Here is a 25,243-nt window from a genome sequence, read left to right as displayed (position 1 = left end):
GAATCCGCTCATAGTCCAAATTCCCCCCGGGCTCCAGCAAGGAATACGGGCTCAGGCTCTGCCAAATGGTGCGCGATCGCGATATCCTTCAGCTGCTTGTCCGGATTGGCCAACACGTCAGACACGATATCCTGCATGTAAGCGGCAAAACGCTCGATCGTTTCCCGTTGAAATAGGCAGGTGCTGTATTCGAATTTGAACGACAGCCGTTCTCCATCCTCTTCCGCGATTAGCGACAAATCAAAGTGGGAGGCATCATGGACGAAGGGGAACGGCTTCAACGTCAACCCTGGAATGCTCATCTCCGGATTTTGCATGTTTTGCAGCGCAAACACGATGTCGAAAATCGGATTGCGCGCCAAATCGCGGTCCTTCCCAGCCTGCTGCACCATCTCTTCGAACTGATAATCCTGATGCGCAAACGCATCCAGCGTCGTCGTCCGCACCGCTTGCAGCAGCTCCATGAAGCTCATCTCTTCCTGCAGCCGATTGCGCAGCGGAAGCATATTGACGAACTTGCCGATAATAAGCTGCAATGACTGCTGTTTGCGGCCTACAATCGGCGTGCCGACCACAATGTCGTCCTGTGCGCATACTTTGGCCATCAGCAAGTTAAAGACGGCGAGCAGAGCCATGAACAGTGTGACGTCTTCACGCAGGCAAAGCGATTTCAAGGCCTGCGTCCGTTCCGCATCCAGCTCGAATGGAACGAGACTGCCAGCAAAGCTTCTCACCTCGGTGCGGGGATAGTCCGTGCGCAAGGACAGCGGCGGAGCTTCTTTCAGCTGATTCAGCCAGAACGTCCCCTGCTGTTTCATCGCGTCCGTGTCCATCATCCGGTTCTGCCATTCGGAAAAATCTTTGTACTGCAGCGTGAGTTCAGGCAATTCCCGTCCAGCGTACAGCGCCATGAAGTCGTTAACGAAAATGTCCTGCGACAAACCATCGGATACGATATGATGCAGATCCACCATCAAAACGTGCCGCTCTTCTTCGAGCCTGATGAGTCCGGCGCGCATCAACGGCGCTTGGCTCAAATCAAATGGCCGCACGAATTGCGCCACCGCCGCACCAATCCGCGCATCCGTCTCCGCTTCGCCGCCAAGCGGCAATCCGCCGGCGCCAAAATCCTCGTATTCGATCTGAAACGTGACGGTGTCGTTGATTTTTTGCATCGGTTTGCCATTTACCAATTCAAACGACGTACGCAAGCTTTCATGCCGCTCCACCAACTGCCGCAGCGTCGCTTCCAGGCGTTCCCGGTCCAGAAGCCCTTCCAATACACCTGCGACGATTTCGTTATATCCCGTATGTCCCTGCACCATCTGCTGAATCAAATAGAGGCGCTTCTGCGCGGAGGACAGCTCGTAATATTCACGCGCTTCCGCCTGTTCGATTTCGTGATAGGCGCTCTGTTCCGCCGCATCGATATAATCGGACAGCTGCTGAATATTCGGCATATTGAAAAAGGCAGGCAAGCCAATCTCAACCCGCAGTTCTTTATGAATCGCGGACACGACCGTAATCGCTTTGAGCGAGTCGCCGCCCAGCTCGAAAAAGTCATCCTGCACGCCAATCCGCTCGATGCGGAAAAACTGTTCCCACATCCCGCACAGCCTGCGCTCCGTCTCCGTGCGAGGGGCTATATATTCGCCGGACAGCGCGGGACGGGAGTAGAAGCCGCCAGCTCCTTGGCGGTAAGCCACTTGCTCTTCATGCGCATCTTCCCGTTTCACCCACTTGGCAATCCGTTCGTGCAAATCGCCGGTCGATACGACGATCTGGTTCACTTCCCTTACAGACAACAAGCGCCGCAGCAGTTCAACTCCCTCGGCGGGCGCAATGAGCAGATCGGATATCGAAGCTCCAGCTTGACCGTGAATTTTCTGCTCCGCCTCCAGCTGCCAACCGTCCCAGTTGACGCTTGTCCACGGCACGCGCTGGCGGCGATTGTGGTCGTGCACATAAGCGTCCAGGAAATGGTTCGCTGCCGCATACGCTGAAAATCCCAATCCGCCGAGCATCGGAGACAGCGACGACGTCAGCAGGCAGAAATCAAGCTCCTTGCCTGCCAACACCTGCTCCAATACGATCAGGCCGTACAATTTCGCTTGAAAATGCTGCTCGCACAGTGTTTCGTCCGTCTCCTCCAGCATCCGGAACGCCGCATCTCCTGTCATGCCAGCAGCGTGAATCACTCCGTTCAACGGACCGAACGCCGCCTCGGCCTGCCGAATCACAGCCTCCATTTGCCCTTGATCGGCAGCGTCTGCGGATAGCACGAGCACTTCCGCCCCATGGGCTTCAATCTGGCGCAGCTTGCCGATTTGGACGCTAACGGCATCTTCTTCGCCATGGGCAACAAGCCATGACTCCCATTGATCGCGGGACGGGAACGGGGAGCGGCTGGTGAGCACCAGCTTCGCCTGGACACTTTGGGCTAGATAGCCGCTTAACACCTGACCGATGTAGCCTAATCCGCCCGTAATCAAATAGACTCCGCCTTGACGCAGCCCTGGCGCAATGACCTCGGGCTCGTCCACCTTAACCGGCTCATATTCCAGCACCCACCGCGCGTTATCGCGATAGGCTACAGCTAATTCAAACTCGGCAGCGCCGAATTCGGCCAGCAGGCGGCGGATCAGCCTCTCCCGCTGCCAGCTCTCGGCTGCCGGCAATACGATATCGATGCTGCGGCACTGAATGTGAGGCAGCTCCTGCGGAATAACCCGGCATGGGCCGAGCACGGTCGCCTTCTCCGGATATAGGACAGACTCACCAGCGATGGCATGCATGTTATCCGTCAATACCCACATGCGTACTTCTTCCCCAGCTCCCTGTTGCTTCAACGCCTTTGCCGTGTACAGCAAGCTGTAGAACCCAAGCTCCTGTGTCGCTCGTACCCACGACGCGCTGCCATTCGAGCATGATGGAGCGGATACGCCCCAGGCGTGCAGCATCCGGTCTGGCAGCAGCCCTTGCGCTTGAAGGTCCGCGAACAGCTTCGTGTAGTGCTGTTCGATCCGCGGATTCATCGTGTACCGCCGAGATTCGTCTTCTTTCGTAAATTGTTCGCCAGCACTTACTGTAATGACTCGCCCCTCCTGCTCAACCAGAAGCTTAGCAATGTCCGCGGCAAATCCGCCATCGTCGGCAAATACGAGCCAATTTCCCGGATTGTCCGCCTTCAAGCTTTCGGCAGAAGCGGGCATCATCGCTTTTTTCCATGTCGGCACATAGAACCAGTCGGACATGTCGGGCTGCTTGCCCAGTCTGCCGCTTGCTTGCCGCCCCTTGCCCTTGCTTGCGCCCGTGCTTGCCGGCAGCATCGCGGCTCCGGAAGGTTCAAGCCAATAGCGCTGCCTTTCGAATGGATAGGCAGGCAAGGAGACAATGGCACGCGTTTCCCCGTGGAACATTTTCCAATCAATGGCTTGACCATACATCCACAGCCTGCCGATCCGATTCGCCAAAAAGATGCTGTCCGATACGTCGCGCTGCGCGGAACGGACGAGGTTGAGGGCCTGCTGTCCACGGTCGCTGTCGAGGTGACGGCGCACGAGCACGGTTAGATCTTGACCGGGACCAATCTCAATGAACAGCGTGTGCGGTTCCTGTACAAGCCGCACAATGCCATCGGCGAAACGGACGGTGTCCGTCATATGCCGGATCCAGTAATCCGGGTCAGTCGCTTCTTCCGCCGTTATCCATGCTCCCGTCGTCGTCGAGATATACGGAATGGCCGGCGGCTGCAGCCGGACTTGGCGCACGGCGGCGGCGAACGGTTCTGTCACCGCGTGCAGCATGGAGGAATGCCCTGCCGTCGCCACTGGCAATCTCATGCACAAGTACTTGTCCGCCTTCATTTTCTGCTCGAACGCATCGATATCTACATGTGAGCCAGAAACAATGCATGACGGTCCGTTCACGACGGCCAGTGACAAGGTGCCGCTAAGGAGCGGCTTAATGTCCTGTTCAGACAAAGGCACGCTGAGCATGGCCCCCGCTGGTACCTGCTGCATAAGATCTCCGCGCAGTATAATGAGCCGCATCGCATCTTCCAAGGAAATGACGCCCGCTAGGCAGGCGGCTGCATACTCGCCGAAGCTGTAGCCAATCATGGCATCCGGCCTCACTCCCCACGCCATGAGAAGACGCGCGAGGGCATATTCAAACATGAACATCGCCGGTTGGATATGCCTCGTCTGATTCAGATGGAGAGCAGCGGCATCCACATCTCCTGATGGGTACAGCATTTCCTTCATATCACGACCGGCTATGTCGCGATACAGACGGAAGCAGCGGTCCATCTCCGTGCGGAATATAGGCTCGTCCCGGTACAAGCCCGCTCCCATGTTGACGTATTGCGAGCCTTGTCCAGAGAACATGAACACCACCGATTTGCGTCCTTCCTCCGGGGCGAAGGATACTACTTTCCGTTCATCGAAGCTCTCCCTGTCTGCTGTTGGCGTCAATGCCTCAATCGCTTCCTCTGCCGTGCCGCATGTCAGCATGCGCCGATAACGGAAATGCCGGCGGCCGATCTGCAGCGTATACGCAATGTCCGCGAGACTGACGCCGGGATGCTCCTGAAGATATGCGCCCAGATTGGCCGTCGCCGCATCGAGAGCAGTTGGCGTCTGAGCAGACAGCACCAGCAGTTGGCCGGTCCGTTCCTCCCCTGTTTCCTCGCGCGCAGGAGCCTCCTCCATAATGACGTGCGCGTTCGTGCCACCGATACCGAAGGAACTGACTCCGGCCCGCAGCGGAAACGCGTCATTCCGCCATTCGGTTAATCCGGTATTGACGACGAATGGGCTGTTCGCAAAATCAATGTTTGGATTCGGCGTTTCAAAATGTAGGCTAGGCGGAAGCTGCTTATAGTGGAGCGCCATTGCCGTCTTGATTAGTCCCGCAACTCCGGCAGCGGCATCCAGATGACCGATGTTCGTTTTTACAGAGCCGATGCGGCAGAAGGCGGACGCACTCGAATCAAATGCCTTCGTCAACGCTTCGATTTCGATCGGATCGCCGAGCGTCGTTCCCGAGCCGTGCGCCTCCACGTATGAGATGCTTTCCGCCGGCATTTGCGCGGCTTCCAGCGCTCGCGTAATGACGTCCGCCTGTCCTTGGACGCTCGGCGCTGTATAGCCGACCTTGCGGTTGCCGTCATTATTAATGGCCGAGCCTTTGATGACCGCATAAATCCGATCTCCGTCTGCGATGGCGGCATCCAACGATTTGAGCGCGACGAAGCCAACGCCGTCCCCGCCTATTGTTCCTTTCGCCTTGGCGTCGAAGGTGCGGCAATGTCCGTCTGGCGACTTGACCATGCCTTCCTGATAGAGATAACCCGATTTGTGCGGCAGCACGATGGACGCACCGCCAGCAAGAGCCAGGTCGCAATCGCCGTTGAGGATGGACTGACATGCTAAATGGGTAGCCACAAGCGAGGTGGAACAAGCCGTTTGCAGACTGATCGCCGGCCCTTTCAAATTCAGCTTGTGGGAAATGCGAGTGCTGACCGTGTATGCATCATTTAGCGAATCCACCTCAAACATGTCCGACAAGTTTCCGTGCAATCGATCAGATAGCTGCGACAGCCAATGAAAGTTGTTCGTAACCCCGGCAAATAGACCTATAGAGCCGCCATGCCGTTCCGGATCACAGCCTGCATCCTCCAAGGCATGCCAAGCGCATTCATGCAGCAGCCGAACTTGCGGATCCATGATCGCTGCCTGATCGGGAGTATAGCCAAAGAAAGCCGGATCGAAGTTGTCCATCTCATCCAGCACGCCCTTCGCTTTGACGAACTCTGGCCGCTTCATGAGGCTGCGGTCAAAGCCGTACGCAGCCAACTCGTCATCCGTAAAGAACGAGATCGACTCCTTGCCCTGCTGCAGATTTCTCCAAAACTCGCCGATGTTCCGCGCGCCTGGAAATCTGCCGGCCATCCCTATGACCGCGATGTCGCGGCTGCCTTCATTTCCTGGCTTGGCGCGTCCGTCTGTAACCTTGGAATGCGCTTGGGCCTCATTGTTCGCTGATGCCCCATCGTTGGACCGGGCTCCTGTCCCGTCCGCTTCGCCCGCCAAATGCGCAGCCAGATCATGCACGGTTGGGTATTGGAACAGCGTGACGATAGGCACTTTACGCCCCAGTTGTCTTTGCAGCTTGCTCTGCAGTTGAATGAGGTTGATCGAATTGCCGCCTACTTCGAAATATTTATCGTGGATGCCGATGCGATCCAATTCGAGCACAGCTTTCCATGCTTCCGCGATCAACTGCTCCAGCTGTGTCCTTGGCATCACCGCATCATGAGCATGGCGGGCATGCTCCGCAGGCGCGGGCAGCGCCTTCCGATCCAGCTTGCCATTCGGTGTAAGCGGAATTTTGTCCAGCTGGACAAAATATGACGGAATCATGTAGTCCGGCAATTTCGCGGCCAGATGCGCCCGCAGCTCGGACACCGGCACCTCCTCGGAAGCGGCCACATACGCGCACAATTCGGTCTGAACGCCCCGCTTCTGTGCCGTTACCGCCGCTTCTTGTATCAAGTTATGCTGCAGAAGCATCGTCTCGATTTCGCCGATTTCAATGCGATGCCCGCGAATTTTCACCTGTTGATCAATCCGCCCCAAATATTCAATGCTGCCGTCCTCCTGCCAACGCGCCATATCCCCCGTCCGGTACATGACGCCTCTAGCGCGGAACATATCCGGCACGAATTTCTCCGCTGTCAGCTCAGGCTGATTCAAGTAGCCGAGCGCTACCCCGTCCCCGCCCACGATCAACTCACCGGGAACTCCTATTGGCAGCAGGTTATCGTAGCGATCAACGATATAGGCTGTGGAATTGCTGATCGGAGGACCAATCGGAATATGTTCGTCGTATTCGCTGTCGATGCGGAAGCAGGTCGAGATGACCGTGTTCTCCGTAGGGCCGTATGCGTTCCAAATCGTGAGGTTAGGACAAGCTTGTTGAACCGCTTGAATGTGCTTCGGTGACAATACATCGCCGCCGACGATGAGGTGCCGCACACAGGCAAACATCTCCGGCCTCTGCTGCGCCAACTGGTTGAACAATGCCGGAGTCAGCAGCGCCACCGTTATGACGCGCGTGCGCAAAAAAGCATCCAGCCTGCCGCTGTCAAGCAATGTATGCTTGTCCGCAATATGCAAGCTTGCCCCGTTCAACAACGCGCCGAACACCTCGAACGTCAGGGCATCGAAGCCGATGGCCCCTGCCTGAAGCATGCAATCTCCCGGTTCCACCTGCACATAGTTCGTATTCTGGACCAGCCGCACGACATTGCGATGACCCACCATCACGCCCTTCGGAGTGCCGGTCGAGCCGGAGGTGTACATGACGTATGCCGGATGCTCCGGCCCGTTCACTGGTGTCATGTCATCTGCCGCGCCATAATGGAGAAGCGCTTCATCAAGCACCTGCACTTCCACATGCTCCGGTGCGAGCGCCTCAAGACCGGGAGAGGCCAGAACCGTGCGCACCTGCCCATCCTTCAGCATGTAGGCGATCCGTTCAGCAGGATGAGCAGAGTCAAGCGGCAAGTAGGCGCCTCCCGCTTTAAGAATGCCGAGTATACCGGCAATCATTTCTGTGGACCGATGCGCCATCAATCCAACAACTTGGCCGCGTTCCATCCCATCCGTCCGCAGCGCGCGGGCAATCCGGTTGGCCTGTTCGTTAAGCTCACGGTATGTATAAGATCGCCGTTCATCCATGACGGCTGTGCCCTCAGGCGATAACCGCGCCTGTTCCTCGAACAACTCGTGAATGGTCTTCTCGCTCGGATAATTTACGGTTGTCAGATTGAAATGCCGAATTTGCTGCCGCTCTTCTCCGGTAAGAATGCCGATATCCTTCAGCCTCATTTCGCGGTAAGCCGTAACTTGGGTGGAGGCTTGGATGATTTGTTCAATGATATATAGGTAATGAAGAGCCAGCTTCTCCACCATATCGACGCGATGCGCCTGTTTGTTATAAGCGAAGGTCATTTCAAGTTCATCGGTCACAGTAATGCGGACTGTCAAATCAAATTCGGTTTCTTCCTCGGTATGATGGGAATCAATCGCAAGCGGTCCGTCGGTGCTTGTAACGGCCTCATCCAACGGATAGTTCTCCACCACCACGAGCGAATCGAACGGACTGCCTTCCGCCCGCAACCGCCCATGTGCTTTAATATCCGTCAAGGAAGTACCTGCATGTTCTTCGCTCGCTTGAATGGAGCGGTTCACTTCTGCTAAGAGATTGGACAGGCCGTCCTCGGGCCCAGCCTTCATGCGGAGCGGCAGCGTATTGATAAACAAGCCGACCATAAGCTCCATTCCAGGGATGCTCGTGTCGCGCCCCGACACAGTGGTACCGAACAATACGTCGTCACTATTGGTATAATGCTGCAGCAAAAGGCCCCAAGCGGTATAAAAAAGCGCCGCTTGCGTCACTTGTTCTGAGCGGACAAACCGACGCAGCTCCGCAGTAAATGTCTCGTTCCTTTTTTCCGTGTGCACGGCCATAACCGCTTTTTCTAAGCTTCCTCCGCTTCTCGATACCGGAATGGGCTTGTTCTGTACCTCCTGCAAATACCGGCTCCAATAGCTCTCCTGCTTTTTCTTGTCCTGCTGCTGCAACAACGAGACGAACTGCTTGAATCGCGGCTTTGGCGGCAAATTCGGCTTCTGCCCCTTTGCCAGCATGCGATAGGCGCTCAGCCACTCCTTCAACAGGATGCCGGTGCTCCAGCCATCAAATAAAATATGGTGAAAGCTCATCAGCAGCGTATGCTTCCGCTCTGTCTGCTTGCACAGCGTCAGCCGGAACGGCACTTGGTCCAGCTTGAATTTCTCCTGTTTGTCGGCTGCGACTCGCGCTGCGATCAGGCGCGTCCGGGTCTCCTCATCCAAATTGGCGTAATTCTCATAACGAATGATGGGACGATGCTGCTTCAGCACAATTTGAACGGGCCGGTTCACCTCTTCCCACCGGAACAATACTCGCAGCACCTCGTTGGCCTGCACGACGTATGCCCACGCTTGTTCAAACCACGGTTTGTCGATTTCCCCGCTTATTTCTAGCTCGATCAACTCCACATATTGCGTAGTGTCCGGATCTTTCAAATATTGGAGCAGCATTCCTGCCTGCATCGGGGTCAAAGCCAAAATATCTTCAACGTTGCTTTTGTCCAATTTTTGCGGTTCCTTCACATCGTCACGCATCCTTTCTTGTTCGGATTGCCTTCTGCTTTTTCACCGCATACTTGCGCAGTCCGTATTGGGAAATGACCTGCTGCTGAATTTGACTGGTGCCTTCAATGATTTCAAGCACCTTCGCTTCACGGAACAGCCGCTCCGCTGGATATTCGTTGCGGCAGCCGTTGCCTCCGTGGATTTGAACGGTATCGTTGGTCACTTCCACCGCAACTTTCGATGTGAAATACTTGGCGATCGCCGTTTCGTGAATCGCATCGGCCGCTCCGCTTCTGCGCATTTCCCCCGCGGCGAGACAAAGCGAACGGGCGGCATGCACCTTGGTGACCGCATCCCCAATCATTCCTTTGACCAATTGGAAATGGTGCAGCTTCTCGCCGAATTGGGATCGAGACCGAGCATACGTGACCATCGCCTCCAGCGCTTCGGCCGCAATCGCCACTCCCGCCCATGCGATGCTGTAACGGCCGTGATCCAGCGCTGTGGACACAATATAAGTGAAGCCACCCCCCACGTTGCCGAGCACGTTCTCTGCTGGAACCTCCACTTCATCGAGGCGAATTTCGGCGATATGAACCGCGCGGTTGCCGAGCATGCCTGTCATCGGGATCGTGTGCACGCCCTCGCGTTCCCGCTCGACGATGAATGACGTTATCTGTCCATTCGTATCGGAGGCGATAACGACGAAAAAATCAGCGATTGCGGCAAACGATATCCACTTCTTGCTGCCGTTCAATATGTACCGGTCGCCCTCTTTCCGGTACGTGGTTTGCACATTTTTCGCATCCGAGCCCACATTCGGCTCGGACAGGGCAAACGCCCCCAGCTTCCCCGCCCGTGCCATCTGTGGCAACCAGATCCGCTTCTGTGCATCAGTGCCGAACCTCAGCATGGTCTCCCCCAGCAGCGAGGTTTGCACCGTAAGCAGTGCCCTCGTGTTGCTGCATGCTTTTCCGATCTGCTCCGTAAATAATCCGTATGTCACCGGATCCAGCCCCAAGCCGCCGTATTCCTCCGGCCAGCTGGCCGCCAAATACCCCCGTTGCGCCATATTATCGATCAAGCTGCGCGGAAGCTCGCCCTTGACATCGATCTCTGCCGCGAGCGGCCGAATCTCCTCGGCTGCAAACTGCTTGGCTTCCTCCAAAATTCGGGCAGATGAAGCGCATGTGTGAACACTCATCGCTTACACCTCCTGCTTATGCTTTTCGATTAGCCTTACGATGTTATTGAGCGTGCTGAAATTGGCGATATCCAAATCTTCGTTCCCGACCGTAATCCCGAACTCTTGCTCGATATAGCCGAGCAGCTTCATCGCGAACAAGGAATTGACGAAGCCCATTTGAAAAATATGATCGTCGTCGGAGAACACCGCCTCATCCTCGAATACAACCAGATTGCTTTCAATAAAATCGCGAATTTTTTGCTTGTTTTCCATCGCTTTTACCCCTTTCTCCCTGCAACCGTCACCTTCACCTCGATATAAGGCGGGAACGGTTGAATTTGATTCAGATCGTTTTCAAACAAAATATTCCCCTGGCCGTCGTTGGCAACTTCCACAAAGTTAGCGAAACGGTAGGTAACGTACATCATCCTGTTGCGATCCGTCTGTTTGAAGTCGGCTCGCAGTGCTTTTCCTTCGCTTTTCGCCTGCTGCATAATATAGGTGAGCATGACGGTGCCCACACCGCGGGACATCACCCTGCAAGACATCAGCAGCAATTTCAAATGCCAATAGCTTTCCTTCAATTCGAGCAGCGCAAGTCCGATCTTGCCGTATGAGCCGTATTTATCCGTCAACTCGCACACCAGCAGCATATAGTCCGGAGACTGTCTAATCTTATCCAGCTCCTCGTAGCTGTACGTATAGCCTGTCGCATTCAACTGATTGGTGCGGACGGTCAGCTCCTCCGCCCGTTTTAAGTCCTCCTCCCTCGCCTCGCTTATGACAAAGCGCATGCCGAGTGAGCTCAGAAACGCTTCTTGAGGTCCTGCAAACGATTCTTCTTCCTGCTTGCGCTGCATGTCCTCCATATACATGGCACGACGCCGCGTCGAGTCTTCCGTAATGAACCGGGGATTTAGACGCGGATGCGCAAGCAGCGTTTCGTATGTCGCAGCATCCATGCAAGCCACCTCGGGATGTACGCTTTGCACCTCATCACGTTCGAAGGGCTGGTCGTCGATGAACAGAATCGTGTCCATGCCGATGTTCAAGTTGCCGCATATTTTCTCGATTGACGTCGATTTGGCACCCCAGTTGATTTCGGGATATAGAAAATACGAGGCGATGCCGAGTTCACGCAATTTGTCCATCGCGTGCTCCGCATCATTTCTGCTCGCGATCGAATGCAGGATGCCGCGCGAGTCCAGCTCCGCGAGAATGTCTCGCATATGCGGCTTCAGCATAACCTCGCCTGACTCCAACAAAATACCATCCCACATCGTATGGTCCAGATCCCATACAATGCATTTAATTTCCTTTGCCTTTTCCGTAGCCTTGTCCATCGCTTTTCCCTCCCTACAAGCTGTACTCAAAAAATCCTTTTCCCGATTTTTTGCCCAAATATCCGGCATCTACCATCTTCACAAGCAGCGGGCAAGGCCGAAACTTCGGATCCTTATAGCTGTCATACAATACGAGCAGCGAATTGAGGATTGTATCCAAGCCAATCAAATCGCAGGTAGCAAGCGGTCCCATCTTATGACCGAAGCCGAGACGGAAAATTTTATCGACATCCTGCGGCTCGGCTACCCGATCCTGAATGGCCCAGACGCATTCGTTGATCGTCAGCATGAGGACACGGTTCGTAACGAAGCCGGGAAAATCGTTGACAACCACCGGGACCTTATCGAACGATTTCAAAAACTGCACCCCACAAGCAACGGTCTCGTCCGACGTATGCTCTCCCCGGATAACTTCGACGAGCTCCTTCATCGGGACCGGGTTCATGAAATGCATGCCGATAACGTTGTCTGGTCTGGGCATCAATGCGCCCACCTTCGTAATGGAAATGCAGCTCGTATTTACAGCGTAGTACGTATGTAAGCCGCATGCCTCGGCCAGCTCCGTGTACACCGCTTTCTTCCGCTCCCATTCCTCTGTAATGTTCTCGACGACGAACTGCACGCGCCCGAAATCATCGTAGGCAGTGGTAAATGTAATCCGCGCGAGAACGTCCTCTACGGTAAGCTGCTTCGCCCGCGGCTTGACCATTTTCAGCAGCCGGAAATCCGTTTGAATCTTATCCTTGGCTCGCCGTACGGCGTCTTCGCTAATATCCTTCAGCACCACCTCGTATCCGTAGCAAGCGAGATCCAAGGCGACGTCGCTTCCCATTACACCTGCTCCGACTACTCCAACGGTTTGTATCATTGTTCACAGCTCCTTTTTTGTGGACATCTGCAGTACGGGAATGCGCAACGCAGCATTGATGAGCGAAACCACCTGAACGGTATGTTCATTGATGAAAAAGTGACCGCCCGCAAATTCGTAGGTATGACAGGCTCGGCTGCCATATCTGGACCACTCCGAAAGGTCGAATCCTTCGGTGGCGGTATCTTCTTTGCCGTTCAGCACGGAAATATCGCAGTGAATCAGGTCCGGCTTGTCCTCGAAGCGGTATGTCTCCACCAACTGCAAATCTCTGCGCAGCACCGGTAAAAACAACCGCAACAGTTCTTCCCGCTCAAAGACCTCTTCCTCGGTTCCTCCTAACCGCATAATTTCCTGCTGCAGCCTGGCATCGGACAGAGTATGAAGCACATTGGTCTTCTGAGCATGAGGAGGATACGTTCCTGACACGAAGAGATGGACTGGCTCCCGCGCCATGCTCCGCTTGACGGCATGCGCCAGCTCATAGGCGACGAGCGCTCCCATGCTATGACCGAAAAAGGCGAAGTCGGACCCGTCTAAATGTTTGTCCAGGCAGCGGCATAAATCCTCAATCATCTCATCCATGCTGCCGTAATGGGGCTCCGACAGCCTTCTCCCCCGTCCGGCCAGTTCAATGGGCTGCAATTCAATATCGTCGTGCAGATGACGCTTCCACCGCGTGTAGATTGTAGCGGAGCCGCCGGCATAGGGCAGGCAGAACAGCTTGCATTTCATTCACTTCACCTCCTCAATAGCAATGGGCGGGAGCGGTTCAGACCTGCGCTTCCCCGCAGGAAACAGCCAGACTGCAATAAAGAAAAGAAAGGCGATTCCGCCGACAATGTAGAGTGCATATACGAGCCAAATGACGGTGACAGGCGACCATACCGCGACTACATCCAGCGGCAGTCCTGCAAAGGCTTTACCAAGCAGCCCCCCAATGCCCCAGAAGTAAGCTCCGGCAAGCAAGAGCGCGGCCCCGAGGCCGATGATCCGCCTTCCTTTCGGCGGGACGAAAGCGCGCCGCTGATGACGCAGTTGACTCGGGATGCGAATCGCTGCACTCGCCAGCACGATCGTGATGACGGATATGACAATAAGCGCAACCATGGCAATCCGATCTAACTGCGGATAGTAATCCGCTTCAACGGGCGGCGGCTCTTGTTCCCGCAATAAGCGCATCAAACCTTTCCCAATGTGAAACGTATAAGCGGAATTGATATTGGCGAGCACTCCTACGCCAAGCCGCTCCTGCGGCCTCACGATGAAATAGGACGAAAAATTCGGATTGGATCCTTGGTGCGACCATTCCTCCCCATCAACCGAAACAAACCATCCCGCGGCATAGTAGTTCTGGTTCACGTCCGGCACCACTGCCGTATCAGGCCTATGAGAACGCTCGATCATGGCTCGATCGCCTTCGGACATGCGGTCCGTTCCAAGCTGAAGCAGCAGCCACCGCCCGATATCGTCCGCATTGGAGAGTATGTAGCCAGCAGGTGTGTTGCCCCTGTAAGCTGGAGCCTCGAACAAGCGCGGTGAACCGAACGCGAACTTGTATCCTTTGGCCAGCCGCTGCCGCTCGGTCAACTGTGCCGCTGGTACGGTGTCATTCATCCCAAGACGCTGCAGCATCTGGGACATATAAGCTTCATAGGACATGCCAGACACTTGCTGAATGACCAGCCCCAAAACGTCGTAATTGATCGTGGCATATTGATATCTGCCTCCCGGACGGTCATCCAGCTCCGCTCCTGACAGTGCTCTCACCGTCTGCTCCAGCGCCTGCTCTCCTGAATCGATCGGAATGGAAGCGAGCGAAGCGAACGGCACACCGCTCGTATGATGCAGCAAGTGGGCGAGTGTCACGTTTGCCGCTTGTCCTTTGTAGGTCAGCTGCAACCACGGAATGTAGCGGGTTACCGGGTCGTCCAGACGCAGCGCGCCCTGCTGCTCCAGCTGCAATAAAGCCAGGCCGGTAAATGCCTTGGAGGTCGAGCCCAATTCAAACAAGGTAGAGCTTGTTGCCGGAATTCCAGCTTCCCGGTCGGCCACCCCGAAGCCCTTGGCATACACCACCCGATTCCCGCTCACGATGACGACCGCGGCGCCGGGACTTTGCGCATTCTCGAGCTGTGCCTGCACAAAACGCTCGATGGCGGCTGCGTCAACATTCGAATGCTCTTTCCCAGAATGGGCGTCCTCTTGGGCTGCGGCCGATATCGGGCTGCAGAGCAGCGCCGCCATAAGCACATAGAAAGCAAGCTTCTTTACCACGTTTCTTCGCCCCTTTATTTAGTTGAAGAGAACGTCCAACTCTTCTTGCTCCAGCTTCACCGTCTCAAAATCGGATGGCGTAAAGTCGGACTGTTCCCTGTCCGCGCAGAACTGAATTATCTCGTTCAACCGCTGCATAAAGGCGCGCATCAGCGCTTCCATCGTGTCCCGGCTGAATTTGGCTGTGCTGTATGTCATGCGGACTTGGAGCGTCTTATCGATGACCATCGCTACGACATCGGCCAAGCAAGACAGCCGGTTGCTCGAACACGTGTCGCTTCCCGTATCTTCCGAAGCAATTTGCAGCACCGGGCTGTGCAGATGATTGTCGATCTCTCCCATGTAGTTGAAGCGGAGCAAGCCCTGATCGGTCTTTGCAACGCGGCCGGAACCGTATGCTAATATGCCGTAGTCAACCCCTTTGTTCGGAATGGATCGGAGCTGCTCCTTTATGCTCTTTATGATGTCGGCAGGCTCTGTGCCAGACAGACGGAGGTTGACCGGATACATCGAAGTGAACCACCCGACCGTTCTGGATACGTCGATGTTCTCGAACAGTTCCTCGCGCCCGTGCCCCTCCAGCTCGAACGTGACCTTCTCCTTGCCTGTGAAGCTGATTACTGCCATTGCTAGCGCGGTGACCAGCAAATCGCTCGTCTGTGTGTGGAACGCAGCGTTGGCATCTCCCAACAACTTCCGCGTCTCTTCCACGGGCAGTTCCCTGACAAGCGTGCCGCATACGGCATGCCGGTCGTCAGCTGAAGGGAAATCGGCGTTCAAGCTGTCTTCCGCTTCTTCCACGACAGACTGCCAATATTCGAGGTGCTCGCGCGCGCGCTCGTGGCTGTATGCTTCGATGGCCTCCGCCCAGGCTTGGACGGAATTCGTTTTGGCCGGAAGAGGCAAGCTTGCCCCGGTCATTACCGCTTGCAGCAGCCGATCAAGGTCTTCCAGCATAATTCTCCAAGACACGCCGTCCACGACCAAATGATGCGCCGTCAGCAGGAGACTCTGTCCCTGTACTCCTTTATCAAGTAAAAGCGATTTAATTAGCAATCCGTGGCCAAGACGCATACTCGCTTTGAACGACTCGGCGCGGTTCTTCAACGCTGCGGTCCGCTCCTCCGCCGAATGATGGGCAAGGTCGCAGCTGGCAAGCTCCACGTCTTCCCGCTCGACTTGCCGGTATGCGAGACAGCCGACCCTTTCGTCATACTGCAGCCTCAATGCATCATGATGCTGTATTAATGCATATAGCGCCGCCTGCAGCTGCTCGGTCGTCACCTTCTGCGTTAAGCGAAGCAGGACGGATTGGACATAGTAATGCGGATTGTTCCATTCTCTTCCGAAAAACCAGGACGTAATCGGCAGCGGCTTGATCGTCCCTTCGCACAGACCCTGCTCAACCGGAACAGACACGTTCATTTCAATCAGCGCCGCCAGTTCATAGATAACCGGATAACTCAAAATGTGTTGAACCTTCAGCCTGTAGCCTGCGGCATTTACTTTGGACGCAATCTGAATCGCCTTGATCGAGTCGCCGCCCATACGATAGAAATTGTCATGGGGATTCATTTCCTCTACCTGCAGCACTTCCTTGAAAATGTCCGTCAAAAATGCTGCGATGAGATGGGGCTCCCCTGTATCGATCTGTTCGAGCGCTCGTTCCGGAGCAGGCAGAAGCCGGCGATCCACTTTTCCGTTCGGCGTCAACGGCAGTTGATCCAGACGGACAAAATACGCTGGAATCATATACGAAGGCAGCGCCTCCGCCAGCCTCATCCTCAGTTCCAGAGAAGCAAGCTCCCCCGCGGCAACGAAGTAGGCGACAAGATGCTGCTGCCCGTCATCCCCGGTCTGATCAATGACGACCGCTTCTTCAATCGGTTCCATCGCAAGCAGTTGATGTTCGATTTCCCCCATCTCAATGCGGTACCCTTTGATTTTGACTTGGTGATCGATTCTGCCCAGATATCCGATGTCGCCTTTATCGTGACGCATGGCCAAGTCACCGGTCCGGTACATGCTCTTGCCCGGCAGGAACGGGTTGTCCAAAAAGCGTTCCTGCGTCAGCTCCGGTCTGTGCAAGTAGCCCCGGGCCACGCCGTCCCCAGAAATGTATATTTCGCCAATCGTCCCATTCGGAACCGGCTCCAATCTCTGGTCCAGCAAATAAATTTGCACGTTATCGATCGGCTGTCCTATCGGCACTGACGTCCCCTTGTCCCGCGCCGGGTCGTACCGGTAAATCATGCATCCAACCACGGTTTCGGTCGGGCCGTATTCGTTGTAGATATCAATGCCGCCACCACACCGCTCGTGAATGTGATGAGCAAGCGCACACTTCAAATCCTCTCCGCCCACGATGAATGTCCGGACGCTAGAAGCGTGTAGATCGATGTCTTTGATGAGCGCAAGATGCGCCGGCGTCAGCTTGATGACCGTAGCCTTGTTGTCGTGTAAAATGCGGTGAACAATGAATTCGTTCCCATCGTCCTCATAGATTTCAATGCGGTTGCCGCTAATTAACGGCGTAAAGATAGATGTCACCGTCAAGTCAAATGCAATCGAGGAATAGAGCGCAAACACATCGTCGTGCGCGTGAATATACGTTTTGTTCGCCCACCAAATATAGTTCACCAGTCCTCGATGTTCGATCATCGTCCCCTTCGGATTGCCTGTGGAACCCGAAGTGTAAATGATATAGACCAGATCGTCCGCCGTGCTCATTGCCGGCAGGTTGCTCTTGTCATTTTCGTATAGACGTTCGTCATCGAGCGCGATAACCGCACCTTCATAAGACAGCTGCTCCCATTCCTTGCCGTGCGTCAGCAGAAGCGAAGCTCCGCTATCCCGTAAAATATATTCGATCCGATCCTTGGGATAATCGGGGTCGATGGGAAGATACGCGCCTCCGGCCTTGATTACCGCCCATATCCCGACCACGATTGCCAGAGAGTGCCGTCCCATGATGGCTGCCGGCGTATGCGGGCGGATCCCGCTCTTCAGCAGCGTGCGGGCTAGCTGATTTGCTCGATCGTTCAGCCCGCGATACGTAAGCGATTGCCCATTGCATGAAGCGGCCACGCGGTCCGGCGTCCGTTCGACTTGTTCTTCGAACAGCTGCAATATCGTTTTTTGCGCAGGATACGTATGTTCCGTCATGTTGCACGCGTACAGAAGATCTGCACGTTCACCCGGCAGCAGCAGCTGTAAATCACCAATTCGGGCATCGGGGTAACTTATAATTTGATCTATTAAATGGAGCAGGCGGCAGTATATTTCATCGATTTGTATGTCCGTATAGTCGCCTGTTTTGTAATCGAAGTACAACTCCAGCCCGCCATTTGATGACCATTCAGTGACAATGACCTGCAATGGATACAGCTGGTTGCCGTTATGAACTTCGATTTGCTGCATTTTCCATCCGGGGCCGAAGCTCCGGTCAAATGTAGTATTGTAATAGTTCACGCACACTTGAAATAATTGATCCAACCCCCTCTTCTGAAGTTGGAGGTCCTGCACGAGCAAGTTGTAAGGATATTTCTGATGGAAATAACATTGGATGAGTTCATGGTTGACGTTATGTATGAACGTGGAGAAGGACATCTCGTATTGGATGTCAGCGAGAAATGGCATCGTGCTGGTAAACATCCCGAATGTGTTTTTTTCTTTGACTCCGGTACGGTTTAATACGGGTGTGCCTATCATGATGCGGTCTTGTTGGTTTGCTTTGTGGAGGTAAAGGAGCATCGTTGCTACGAAAAAGGTGTTCAACGAAATGTGATGCACATGTGCGAAATCGCGAATGGCTTCTGAGGTGTGCGAGCTTATCAGGAACTTCTTGCGTTTGCCTGACGTGCCGCTTGCCGTAGTATGCAGGGCAACGTCATGGACGTGCTCGAATTTTTTTTGCCAGTAGTGTTTATTTTTCACATGACGGGAAGACGACAAATACTTATGCTCATGTCCGATGTAGTCTAAATAGGTGGGCCGTGCTTCCTGCTGAACTTCCTCACCTTGCATCAGCTGCGTATAAATTTGGTTGATTTGCGTCGTCATCAGTTGAAAAGACCATCCGTCAGAGATAATATGGTGGGCTTTCGTTAAATATGCGCTCTCCGACTCGTTAATTTTGACCAGTGCAAAATCGTAAAGCAATTCCCCGTCCAGCGGCAGGGGATTGGCAAACTCCGCACTCACCCAAGCATCGACATCAGCATCCGAAGGTGTAGTCGTAAAATCGATGAACGGGAACGTCCTCCTTCGATACTCTGTCACTGTCTGCTGCACCGTGCCGTCTTGTTCAACGAGCCGTATGCGGATGGCATCGTTTTGCCGGATAAACTGGTTTATCGCTTCCTCCAACAGCTGAAAATCGACGGGACCGTAAATTTTGATTAGTCCTCCAATGTTATGGAGGCTCGTGCCTGGATAGATGTTCTCCACGTACCAAATGCGCTTTTGCGGATGTGTTAACGGATACAGCTTGCGCGCGTCGTCCAGAGAAATGACCTCCAATCGGGTTAAGTTACGAATGTTGAGGAACATGCTGGTGTTCCAGCGCTTCCGCCACCGTTCCCAATATCCGTTTTTCGCTTTCCATTATGCAAGTCACTTCGTTAATTCCTTGCTCCAGAATGGCATCGTCTCCGGTCATGGCGAACTTCATCAGCAAATGCCGCAAGGCAAAAGCCTGTTCCTCTATCGGTTGGAAGCATCCTGCAAAAGCTGGCGGAAGAAGCCCCTGCTCGCATAAATAATTGATTCGAAGCCCCATCGTTTTCTTATGCTCCCACAAAATATGGATAGGCCTTATATCACGTTTCCGCACAAGCACGGGTATGTTGCGGATGAGCGCAGAATAGACTTCTACGCCGAATGCTGCCTCCAACGGGTCAGTCGTCCCACGGTTGCGCAAGGAAACATTGCAGGCGGCAATGTACTCTTCCATCGATTGTTTGATGAACGCCGCATCCAGCCGGTAGCTCCCTGCTTTATTGAATTTGTACAAATAGATTTGCTCTTGATAGTTGTCCGTCCATTCAAGATGGCGAAATCCCTGCTCCAATTCATGAAACGGCACGAGCGTCTTCCGGAACTGCATCTCCTCATCATAGCCGAGAACGAGGAACGTCCGCTTCGCAGCATCGTAACCGTACACCAAAATATCATGAGCATAATGAGTTTGACGATAGACTCGTCTGTGAGGGATATAGTACTCATCGACATTGAGAGAGATCGTATAGCCTGAATTGATACCATTTACCAGAAATTCGACAATTCCTGGTGGTGAGTCGAGCACGATTTCCCGCTCCAATTTTTGCGTAATCAGCCACGGACAGCGAATGAAATCTTCTCCATAAAAACTGAACGGCACAGAGCCTGAAGTGCGTTCTTCGTCAAGGTCGTGATGGCAATAAAGGTGAATGAAATTGCTGTAAAACCACGGCAGCGCCTCTTTGCGGGTGAGCGCCGTACAAAGAGGATAGGCAACATATTGATATCCGACAATCGGTGGAATGACCAACTCCAATTCCTTGACACCCAAAACGATATCCACCTCTTCTTTTTTGATAGAGATATTATGTAAAATAATGAAACATAATACAATTTTCTTCGATTAGTCATTATTCGTATTTCCTGTAAGTTACTCTAACAATATTCCCATAGGTGTATATTGTTGTCAATATGCGTTGGAATTTTTAACAGTTTTTTCACAACCCTTCTTGCCATTCCTATGATTAACACATTTTATTCAAAATTACGTTATATGTAACATTATTTATATGGATATATATTTCTCTCTACAGCCCAAAAGCCGGCGCCCTTAACACGCCGGCTCTCACTCTAGCATTCCTAAAATACCTTTCTCACTTCCCTCTCCTCCTTCAAAATTTCGACAGCTTCCCGGAACCGCAGTGAATGCACGATTTCCCGCTCCCGCAAAAATTTCAACCCGTCCTGCAAGTCAACGTCATCCGTCATATCGATGAGCCACTGGTACGTGGCGCGCGCCTTCTCCTCTGCGGCAATATCCTCATACAAGTCAGCAATCGGATCCCCCTTCGCTTGAATGTAGGCGGCGGTCCAAGGCACGCCCGCGGCGTTGCTATAGAACAGCGCACTATCGTGCGCCACATAATGAGGTCCCAGACCGGCCGCATCCAACTGCTGCGGGGTAGCATCTTTGGTCAGTTTGTAGACCATGGTGGCAATCATTTCCAGATGAGCGAATTCCTCTGTCCCGATATCGGTCAACAGGCCGATCACTTTATCCGGTATCGAGTAACGCTGATTCAAGTAACGAAGCGCTGCGGCCAGTTCGCCGTCCGCGCCGCCGTACTGTTCCAGCAAGAGCTTTGCCATACGCGGGTCGCATTTGCTAACCCTGACGGGATATTGTAATTTCTTCTCATACACCCACAATCAAGCGTCCCCTCCTTTGGATGTTCTCCATTTTATCCATTGCTGTTTAACATTCATCGATTATCCATGGCGTCTTCGCAGTCTAACGTTCCCGTCACAATGTCACACCTGCCACGGCCACGGCGTCTCTATCCACGACCAAGGACAGCCTGAATATGCATGCCCATAGTTTTGCAGCGGGCCGTATTTTTCCTGAAATTGATTGGCTATCTTCATCCGCTCATGCGTATAATGATTAAATTGCTGAATGGCCTGCACATCCCAAGGATGCGTATCCAAGTACAAATTCAACTCCAACAGCACAAAATCAACGACCTGCAGCTGCTCCAACGCTTGCCTATACTCCTCGGTATGAAAAGGATGCGCGTTCATGTTGCCTCTCCCTCCCGTCCCCTTCTAGGCCGATATGGGCTGTGTAGCGCCGGCCAGAGCGTCCCGCAGCGCAGAGCTTGTTCAGGCGGATACTGGGGCCAATTCGGCGGCTGGAAAACGATGAATTGGTTCGGCGGTACGACATACGTTTTAAATGGCAGCGGCGGACAAGGATCGCACGGGCTTCGGTACGGCACATGTATCCGTTCCTGTGATCTGCCTGCCGGATGGCAACCTGCCCTGAACTCGGGTGGCACCCCTTCTTCAGGCAGACTTTGCGCTTCAAACTCGTTCCCCATGACGCTTTATTACCTCCTTCGTATCACTGCACTATACATCCGTCTTTAATACACATATGAAGAGAGAAGAATGTCCCATGATAAGATGAGCAAGAGAATAAGAATAACTCCCTAGCGGATTTTCCAGACGAGGCGCTTGTTCTAGCGGTACGTTCTATCCGTTTCGCAAAAAAGCCAAGGTGCGGCATGCTTGTGCACATCCGGTTACCTTGGCCTCGTCTTTGTCTTCTTCTGTTATGAACCGCCTTGCCGAATTAACCGGTTGACGGTCTCGCGGCGCACACCGATAAGCTGACCAATCTCTTCTTGCGTCAGCAGTTCCGTTAACGGCGCCTCTTTCGTATAACTGTCAAGCCACTTCTTCAAGAGCTGCAGTCGTTCCCCCGGCGCACCGATTGTCAAATGATCGATGCGCTGCTGCATGAATCTGAGCTTCTCTTGGAGCAGCTTAGCGATACTCAGCGCTTTTTCCGGATAGAGACGAAGCTCCTCATACCATTCCTCTGCCGGAATACGCTCTACCTCGCTTGTCACCATAGCAATGGACGTGCCGTGGCAATCCTTGGGCGAAATAAGCGAATGGTGAGGCACAATCTCCCCCGGATACAAAATGTTAAACAGCACGATATTGCCGTTTTCATGCAGACGCGTAACCTTGAACAGGCCGCTCGCGATGCGATATAAGTAAGTGCCTGGATCTCCTTGGCGAAACAATATCTCCCCGCGGTGCAGCGTAATGTGCATTCCTACCTCTCCTTTCCTGCTGCCAACATCTCTGCGAATGACGGAGTATTGACGAGACTTTTGTCTCTATTGTAATCATTTTTACGTCTTTTGACCACGAACGCCTATTGAAATACGAATATTTGTTCGGTATTATAAATACAATAAGAACACAAGTTCGTATTTTTGGATTTGTTATTTACCCTTGGCCAAATAAAAATGAAGGAGGAAGAGATAGGAATGGGTTCTCTTTCCGCTGCGAATGGCTCTCCTCCACACGATGGGGAAGATGCCTTCATTGTTAAGCAATACGTCATCCAGACGCTCATTCTCGATGTGCTGGAGCGTGATATTAAACGTCTTGCCGCTTCAGGGCTGAAGTTGGCTGACATTTACGTTCAGCGGCTGCGTCAGGCACAAGACGACGCCTCAACCGACCTGTTCCGTCTCCGGCGGCAGTTCCGTCAGCGCGGCATCAAAGTATACGAGGAGGAGCGTCAGGAGCATGGCGTGCGCGTCCAGTACGTCTGCCGTGGGTACCATCACTCGTTCTATATGCTTCGTGGGCTGATTCGAGCAGAGGTGAGGAGCTTAATGCAAAAGTATTTACACGTGTCTGCCACGTAATTGGGCTTTGTGGCAGTTGCGCTCACACATCCATGACATGCCCGCAGAAGCCGCCTATACTCGCCATTGTCGCATGCTCTGCTGCTAATTCATGCTATTCCGCACTCGAAGCTGGCGAACGATGGATTACAATACCCAATCCCGAATCATCGTGTCATCGTGCATGCTGGCACCAAAAAGCCGACTCCTTCGTTCGGGAGCCGGCTTTTTGAACAACCTCTTATAGACTATAGAGCGAAGCTGGCGCCTACAATGTCGCAGAACTTAATCCATTCCCACTCTACAGTCCCCTGCAATTTAATCTGTTCTTGTTGTTTATCGAACTGGACTACTTTACCGATAAGCTCCCGGTCTTCCCATTCACTGTATACCGTCAACCTAATCGATGTACCATTCCATATGGATTCGGCAATGGCACGAGCGATTTGCTCTACTTCCTGCGCATCTAACACAGGCCGCCGCTTTCGCTCCAAGCTCTGCTGATGACGGACGTATGCCTCCTTATGCTCGGGAAGCATCATCCGCGAAGATTCAAATAAACCATTAGCTTTCAGCTTTTTACTCATTTGTAGTGCCCTCCAATTTTTCGGGAACGGTCTTTCGCTTGGCCAGCCTCCTTCAAAGAAGTCGCTCGCATTATCGCCGTATCGCCATATTTTTGTTTAATCCAATCTGTCGTGCGTTCCAATGCCATCTTTCGTTCACGGTCGTCGAACAGAGTCAGTTGGTATTCTTCGCTGCTGGTCAAGCCTGTCAGCGACACACCGATCTTGCGCACTGGGAGTCCGTTCCAGTGCCGACGGAACAGCATACATGCCGCGCGATACACCTCGTCCGTAATGTTCGTGGGATCTTCGATTTTCATTTGCCGGGAAAATCCGGTCGGGCGGTCGAAGTCCGCTCCTTGACAGCCAACGTTCACGACCTGCCCCATATATCCCTTCGTCCGGCAGCGCTGGCAGACCAGCTCGCACAGCTCCAGGATGACGATCTCGATCTCTTCCTGCATGACATAGTCCCGCGGGAGTGTCATCTGATGGCCGATTCCCTTCTGCCGATCGTGCGTGCCCGGCGTGACGGACGACGAATCGATACCGTTGGCAATCCGCCAGATGACCTCGCCGTTAATCCCCCACCGCTGCCTCAGCTTGGATAACGGCGTTTGCGCCAAATCTCCGATCGTGCGGATGCCCATCCGGTGCAAATGGCCGGTCATCCTTGAACCGATCATGAACATTTGATGCACAGGAAGCGGCCACAGCACGTCAGGAAGTTTTTGCCTCGAAAGGGTGAAGATTCCGTTGGCGTTCTTCTTCGCAAAGTTATCGCACGCCATCTTGCTGATGACCTTGTTGCAGCTGATGCCAATTCTTGTGTACACGCCGGTTTCCATTTGAACCTGTTGTTGAATGCGCTTTGCAATCGTTTCTGGATCACCAAATAACGACAGGCTGCCTGTCACGTCCAGATGCTGCTCGTCAATGCTGTACGGTTCGACCAAATCAGTATACGACTGCAATATTTCGGTAATGTGTAGCGATACCCGAATGTATTCCTCCATATGGGGCCGAACGACAACGAGCTCCGGACATTTGCCCACAGCTTCGCCAAGGCGTTCTGCCGTCGTAATTCCGTGCTGCTTCGCAAGCGGACATGCGGCAAGGACGATTCCTGACCGCCGCGCAGGATCTCCCGCTACGACGAGCGGTTTGTTCTTGTATTCAGGGTGAGCTGCTTTTTCAACACTTGCATAAAAAGATTGACAGTCTGCCAGCATAATAATCCGTTCGGATGGTTTGCTCATATAGTTGCTCTTACGTCCCACATTACATCCTGTATTACATCCCGCACCACAACATCACCCCTGCAAAGAACGTCTGTTCTTATATATACACAGAATACCGAACATATAT

Annotated in this window: 16 protein-coding genes; 1 reads left to right on the top strand and 15 read right to left on the bottom strand. The window is 53.5% G+C overall.

Annotation, left to right across the window (positions count from 1 at the left end):
- Window positions 1–8: 8 nt before the first annotated feature.
- The 13 genes from LQV63_RS01400 to LQV63_RS01340 form a co-directional block, all read right to left on the bottom strand.
- Window positions 9–9,224 (bottom strand): non-ribosomal peptide synthetase/type I polyketide synthase, encoded by a 9,216-nt coding sequence (locus LQV63_RS01400; RefSeq protein WP_233695399.1) that lies wholly within the window; start codon window positions 9,222–9,224, stop codon window positions 9–11.
- 4 nt (window positions 9,225–9,228) lie between these two features.
- Window positions 9,229–10,410 (bottom strand): acyl-CoA dehydrogenase family protein, encoded by a 1,182-nt coding sequence (locus LQV63_RS01395; RefSeq protein ID WP_233695398.1) that lies wholly within the window; start codon window positions 10,408–10,410, stop codon window positions 9,229–9,231.
- A 3-nt stretch (window positions 10,411–10,413) separates the two neighbouring features.
- A complete protein-coding gene (locus LQV63_RS01390) occupies window positions 10,414–10,665 on the bottom strand; it encodes an acyl carrier protein (protein ID WP_019424897.1) in 252 nt (83 codons plus the stop codon).
- A gap of 5 nt (window positions 10,666–10,670) precedes the next feature.
- A complete protein-coding gene (locus LQV63_RS01385; RefSeq protein ID WP_233695397.1) occupies window positions 10,671–11,735 on the bottom strand; it encodes an HAD-IIIC family phosphatase in 1,065 nt (354 codons plus the stop codon).
- A gap of 13 nt (window positions 11,736–11,748) precedes the next feature.
- Window positions 11,749–12,603, bottom strand: a complete 855-nt coding sequence (locus LQV63_RS01380) for a 3-hydroxyacyl-CoA dehydrogenase family protein (protein ID WP_019424895.1) — start codon at window positions 12,601–12,603, stop codon at window positions 11,749–11,751.
- Between the two features lie 3 nt (window positions 12,604–12,606).
- A complete protein-coding gene (locus LQV63_RS01375) occupies window positions 12,607–13,338 on the bottom strand; it encodes a thioesterase II family protein (RefSeq protein WP_233695396.1) in 732 nt (243 codons plus the stop codon).
- Window positions 13,339–14,880, bottom strand: a complete 1,542-nt coding sequence (locus LQV63_RS01370) for a serine hydrolase domain-containing protein (protein ID WP_233695395.1) — start codon at window positions 14,878–14,880, stop codon at window positions 13,339–13,341.
- An 18-nt stretch (window positions 14,881–14,898) separates the two neighbouring features.
- Entirely contained in the window at window positions 14,899–19,431 is a 4,533-nt protein-coding gene (locus tag LQV63_RS01365; protein ID WP_233695394.1) for a non-ribosomal peptide synthetase, read from the bottom strand.
- A complete protein-coding gene (locus tag LQV63_RS01360) occupies window positions 19,412–20,431 on the bottom strand; it encodes a cysteine peptidase family C39 domain-containing protein (protein ID WP_019424891.1) in 1,020 nt (339 codons plus the stop codon). The genes LQV63_RS01365 and LQV63_RS01360 overlap by 20 nt, the downstream gene beginning before the upstream one ends.
- Before the next feature lie 308 nt (window positions 20,432–20,739).
- Window positions 20,740–21,309, bottom strand: a complete 570-nt coding sequence (locus LQV63_RS01355) for a manganese catalase family protein (RefSeq protein ID WP_019424890.1) — start codon at window positions 21,307–21,309, stop codon at window positions 20,740–20,742.
- A 102-nt stretch (window positions 21,310–21,411) separates the two neighbouring features.
- Window positions 21,412–21,681: a spore coat protein CotJB gene (locus LQV63_RS01350; RefSeq protein WP_019424889.1), complete on the bottom strand. Its 270-nt coding sequence runs from the start codon at window positions 21,679–21,681 to the stop codon at window positions 21,412–21,414.
- Window positions 21,678–21,980: a spore coat associated protein CotJA gene (locus tag LQV63_RS31680; RefSeq protein WP_019424888.1), complete on the bottom strand. Its 303-nt coding sequence runs from the start codon at window positions 21,978–21,980 to the stop codon at window positions 21,678–21,680. Before LQV63_RS31680 ends, LQV63_RS01350 begins: the two co-directional genes overlap by 4 nt.
- A gap of 234 nt (window positions 21,981–22,214) precedes the next feature.
- Window positions 22,215–22,724, bottom strand: a complete 510-nt coding sequence (locus LQV63_RS01340) for a Crp/Fnr family transcriptional regulator (protein ID WP_233695393.1) — start codon at window positions 22,722–22,724, stop codon at window positions 22,215–22,217.
- 219 nt (window positions 22,725–22,943) lie between these two features.
- Between LQV63_RS01340 and LQV63_RS01335 the strand changes: the two genes are divergently transcribed.
- Window positions 22,944–23,330, top strand: a complete 387-nt coding sequence (locus tag LQV63_RS01335) for a hypothetical protein (protein ID WP_019424886.1) — start codon at window positions 22,944–22,946, stop codon at window positions 23,328–23,330.
- A 227-nt stretch (window positions 23,331–23,557) separates the two neighbouring features.
- On the opposite strand, the gene LQV63_RS01330 is transcribed toward LQV63_RS01335, so the two are convergent.
- The gene (locus LQV63_RS01330) at window positions 23,558–23,896 is read right to left on the bottom strand and encodes a YolD-like family protein (protein ID WP_019424885.1); all 339 of its coding nucleotides are present in this window, start codon (window positions 23,894–23,896) and stop codon (window positions 23,558–23,560) included.
- The gene (locus tag LQV63_RS01325; RefSeq protein ID WP_233695392.1) at window positions 23,893–25,134 is read right to left on the bottom strand and encodes a DNA polymerase IV; all 1,242 of its coding nucleotides are present in this window, start codon (window positions 25,132–25,134) and stop codon (window positions 23,893–23,895) included. The genes LQV63_RS01330 and LQV63_RS01325 overlap by 4 nt, the downstream gene beginning before the upstream one ends.
- Between the last annotated feature and the right edge of the window lie 109 nt (window positions 25,135–25,243).

This window comes from Paenibacillus profundus, from assembly GCF_021369635.1.
Classification (GTDB): Bacteria; Bacillota; Bacilli; order Paenibacillales; family Paenibacillaceae; genus Paenibacillus_B; species Paenibacillus_B profundus.
The sequence above is the reverse complement of the archived record's forward strand: the minus strand, read 5'-3'. Positions and strand labels throughout refer to the sequence as shown.

Excerpts from the sequence above, each read along its gene's own strand:
- LQV63_RS01395 (WP_233695398.1), bottom strand. The coding sequence starts at position 10,410 with ATGAGTGTTCACACATGCGCTTCATCTGCCCGAATTTTGGAGGAAGCC.
- LQV63_RS01390 (WP_019424897.1), bottom strand. The coding sequence starts at position 10,665 with ATGGAAAACAAGCAAAAAATTCGCGATTTTATTGAAAGCAATCTGGTT.
- LQV63_RS01385 (WP_233695397.1), bottom strand. The coding sequence starts at position 11,735 with ATGGACAAGGCTACGGAAAAGGCAAAGGAAATTAAATGCATTGTATGG.
- LQV63_RS01380 (WP_019424895.1), bottom strand. The coding sequence starts at position 12,603 with ATGATACAAACCGTTGGAGTAGTCGGAGCAGGTGTAATGGGAAGCGAC.
- LQV63_RS01375 (WP_233695396.1), bottom strand. The coding sequence starts at position 13,338 with ATGAAATGCAAGCTGTTCTGCCTGCCCTATGCCGGCGGCTCCGCTACA.
- LQV63_RS01365 (WP_233695394.1), bottom strand. The coding sequence starts at position 19,431 with ATGTTCCTCAACATTCGTAACTTAACCCGATTGGAGGTCATTTCTCTG.
- LQV63_RS01350 (WP_019424889.1), bottom strand. The coding sequence starts at position 21,681 with ATGAACGCGCATCCTTTTCATACCGAGGAGTATAGGCAAGCGTTGGAG.
- LQV63_RS31680 (WP_019424888.1), bottom strand. The coding sequence starts at position 21,980 with ATGGGGAACGAGTTTGAAGCGCAAAGTCTGCCTGAAGAAGGGGTGCCA.
- LQV63_RS01340 (WP_233695393.1), bottom strand. The coding sequence starts at position 22,724 with ATGCACATTACGCTGCACCGCGGGGAGATATTGTTTCGCCAAGGAGAT.
- LQV63_RS01335 (WP_019424886.1), top strand. The coding sequence starts at position 22,944 with ATGGGTTCTCTTTCCGCTGCGAATGGCTCTCCTCCACACGATGGGGAA.
- LQV63_RS01330 (WP_019424885.1), bottom strand. The coding sequence starts at position 23,896 with ATGAGTAAAAAGCTGAAAGCTAATGGTTTATTTGAATCTTCGCGGATG.
- LQV63_RS01325 (WP_233695392.1), bottom strand. The coding sequence starts at position 25,134 with ATGAGCAAACCATCCGAACGGATTATTATGCTGGCAGACTGTCAATCT.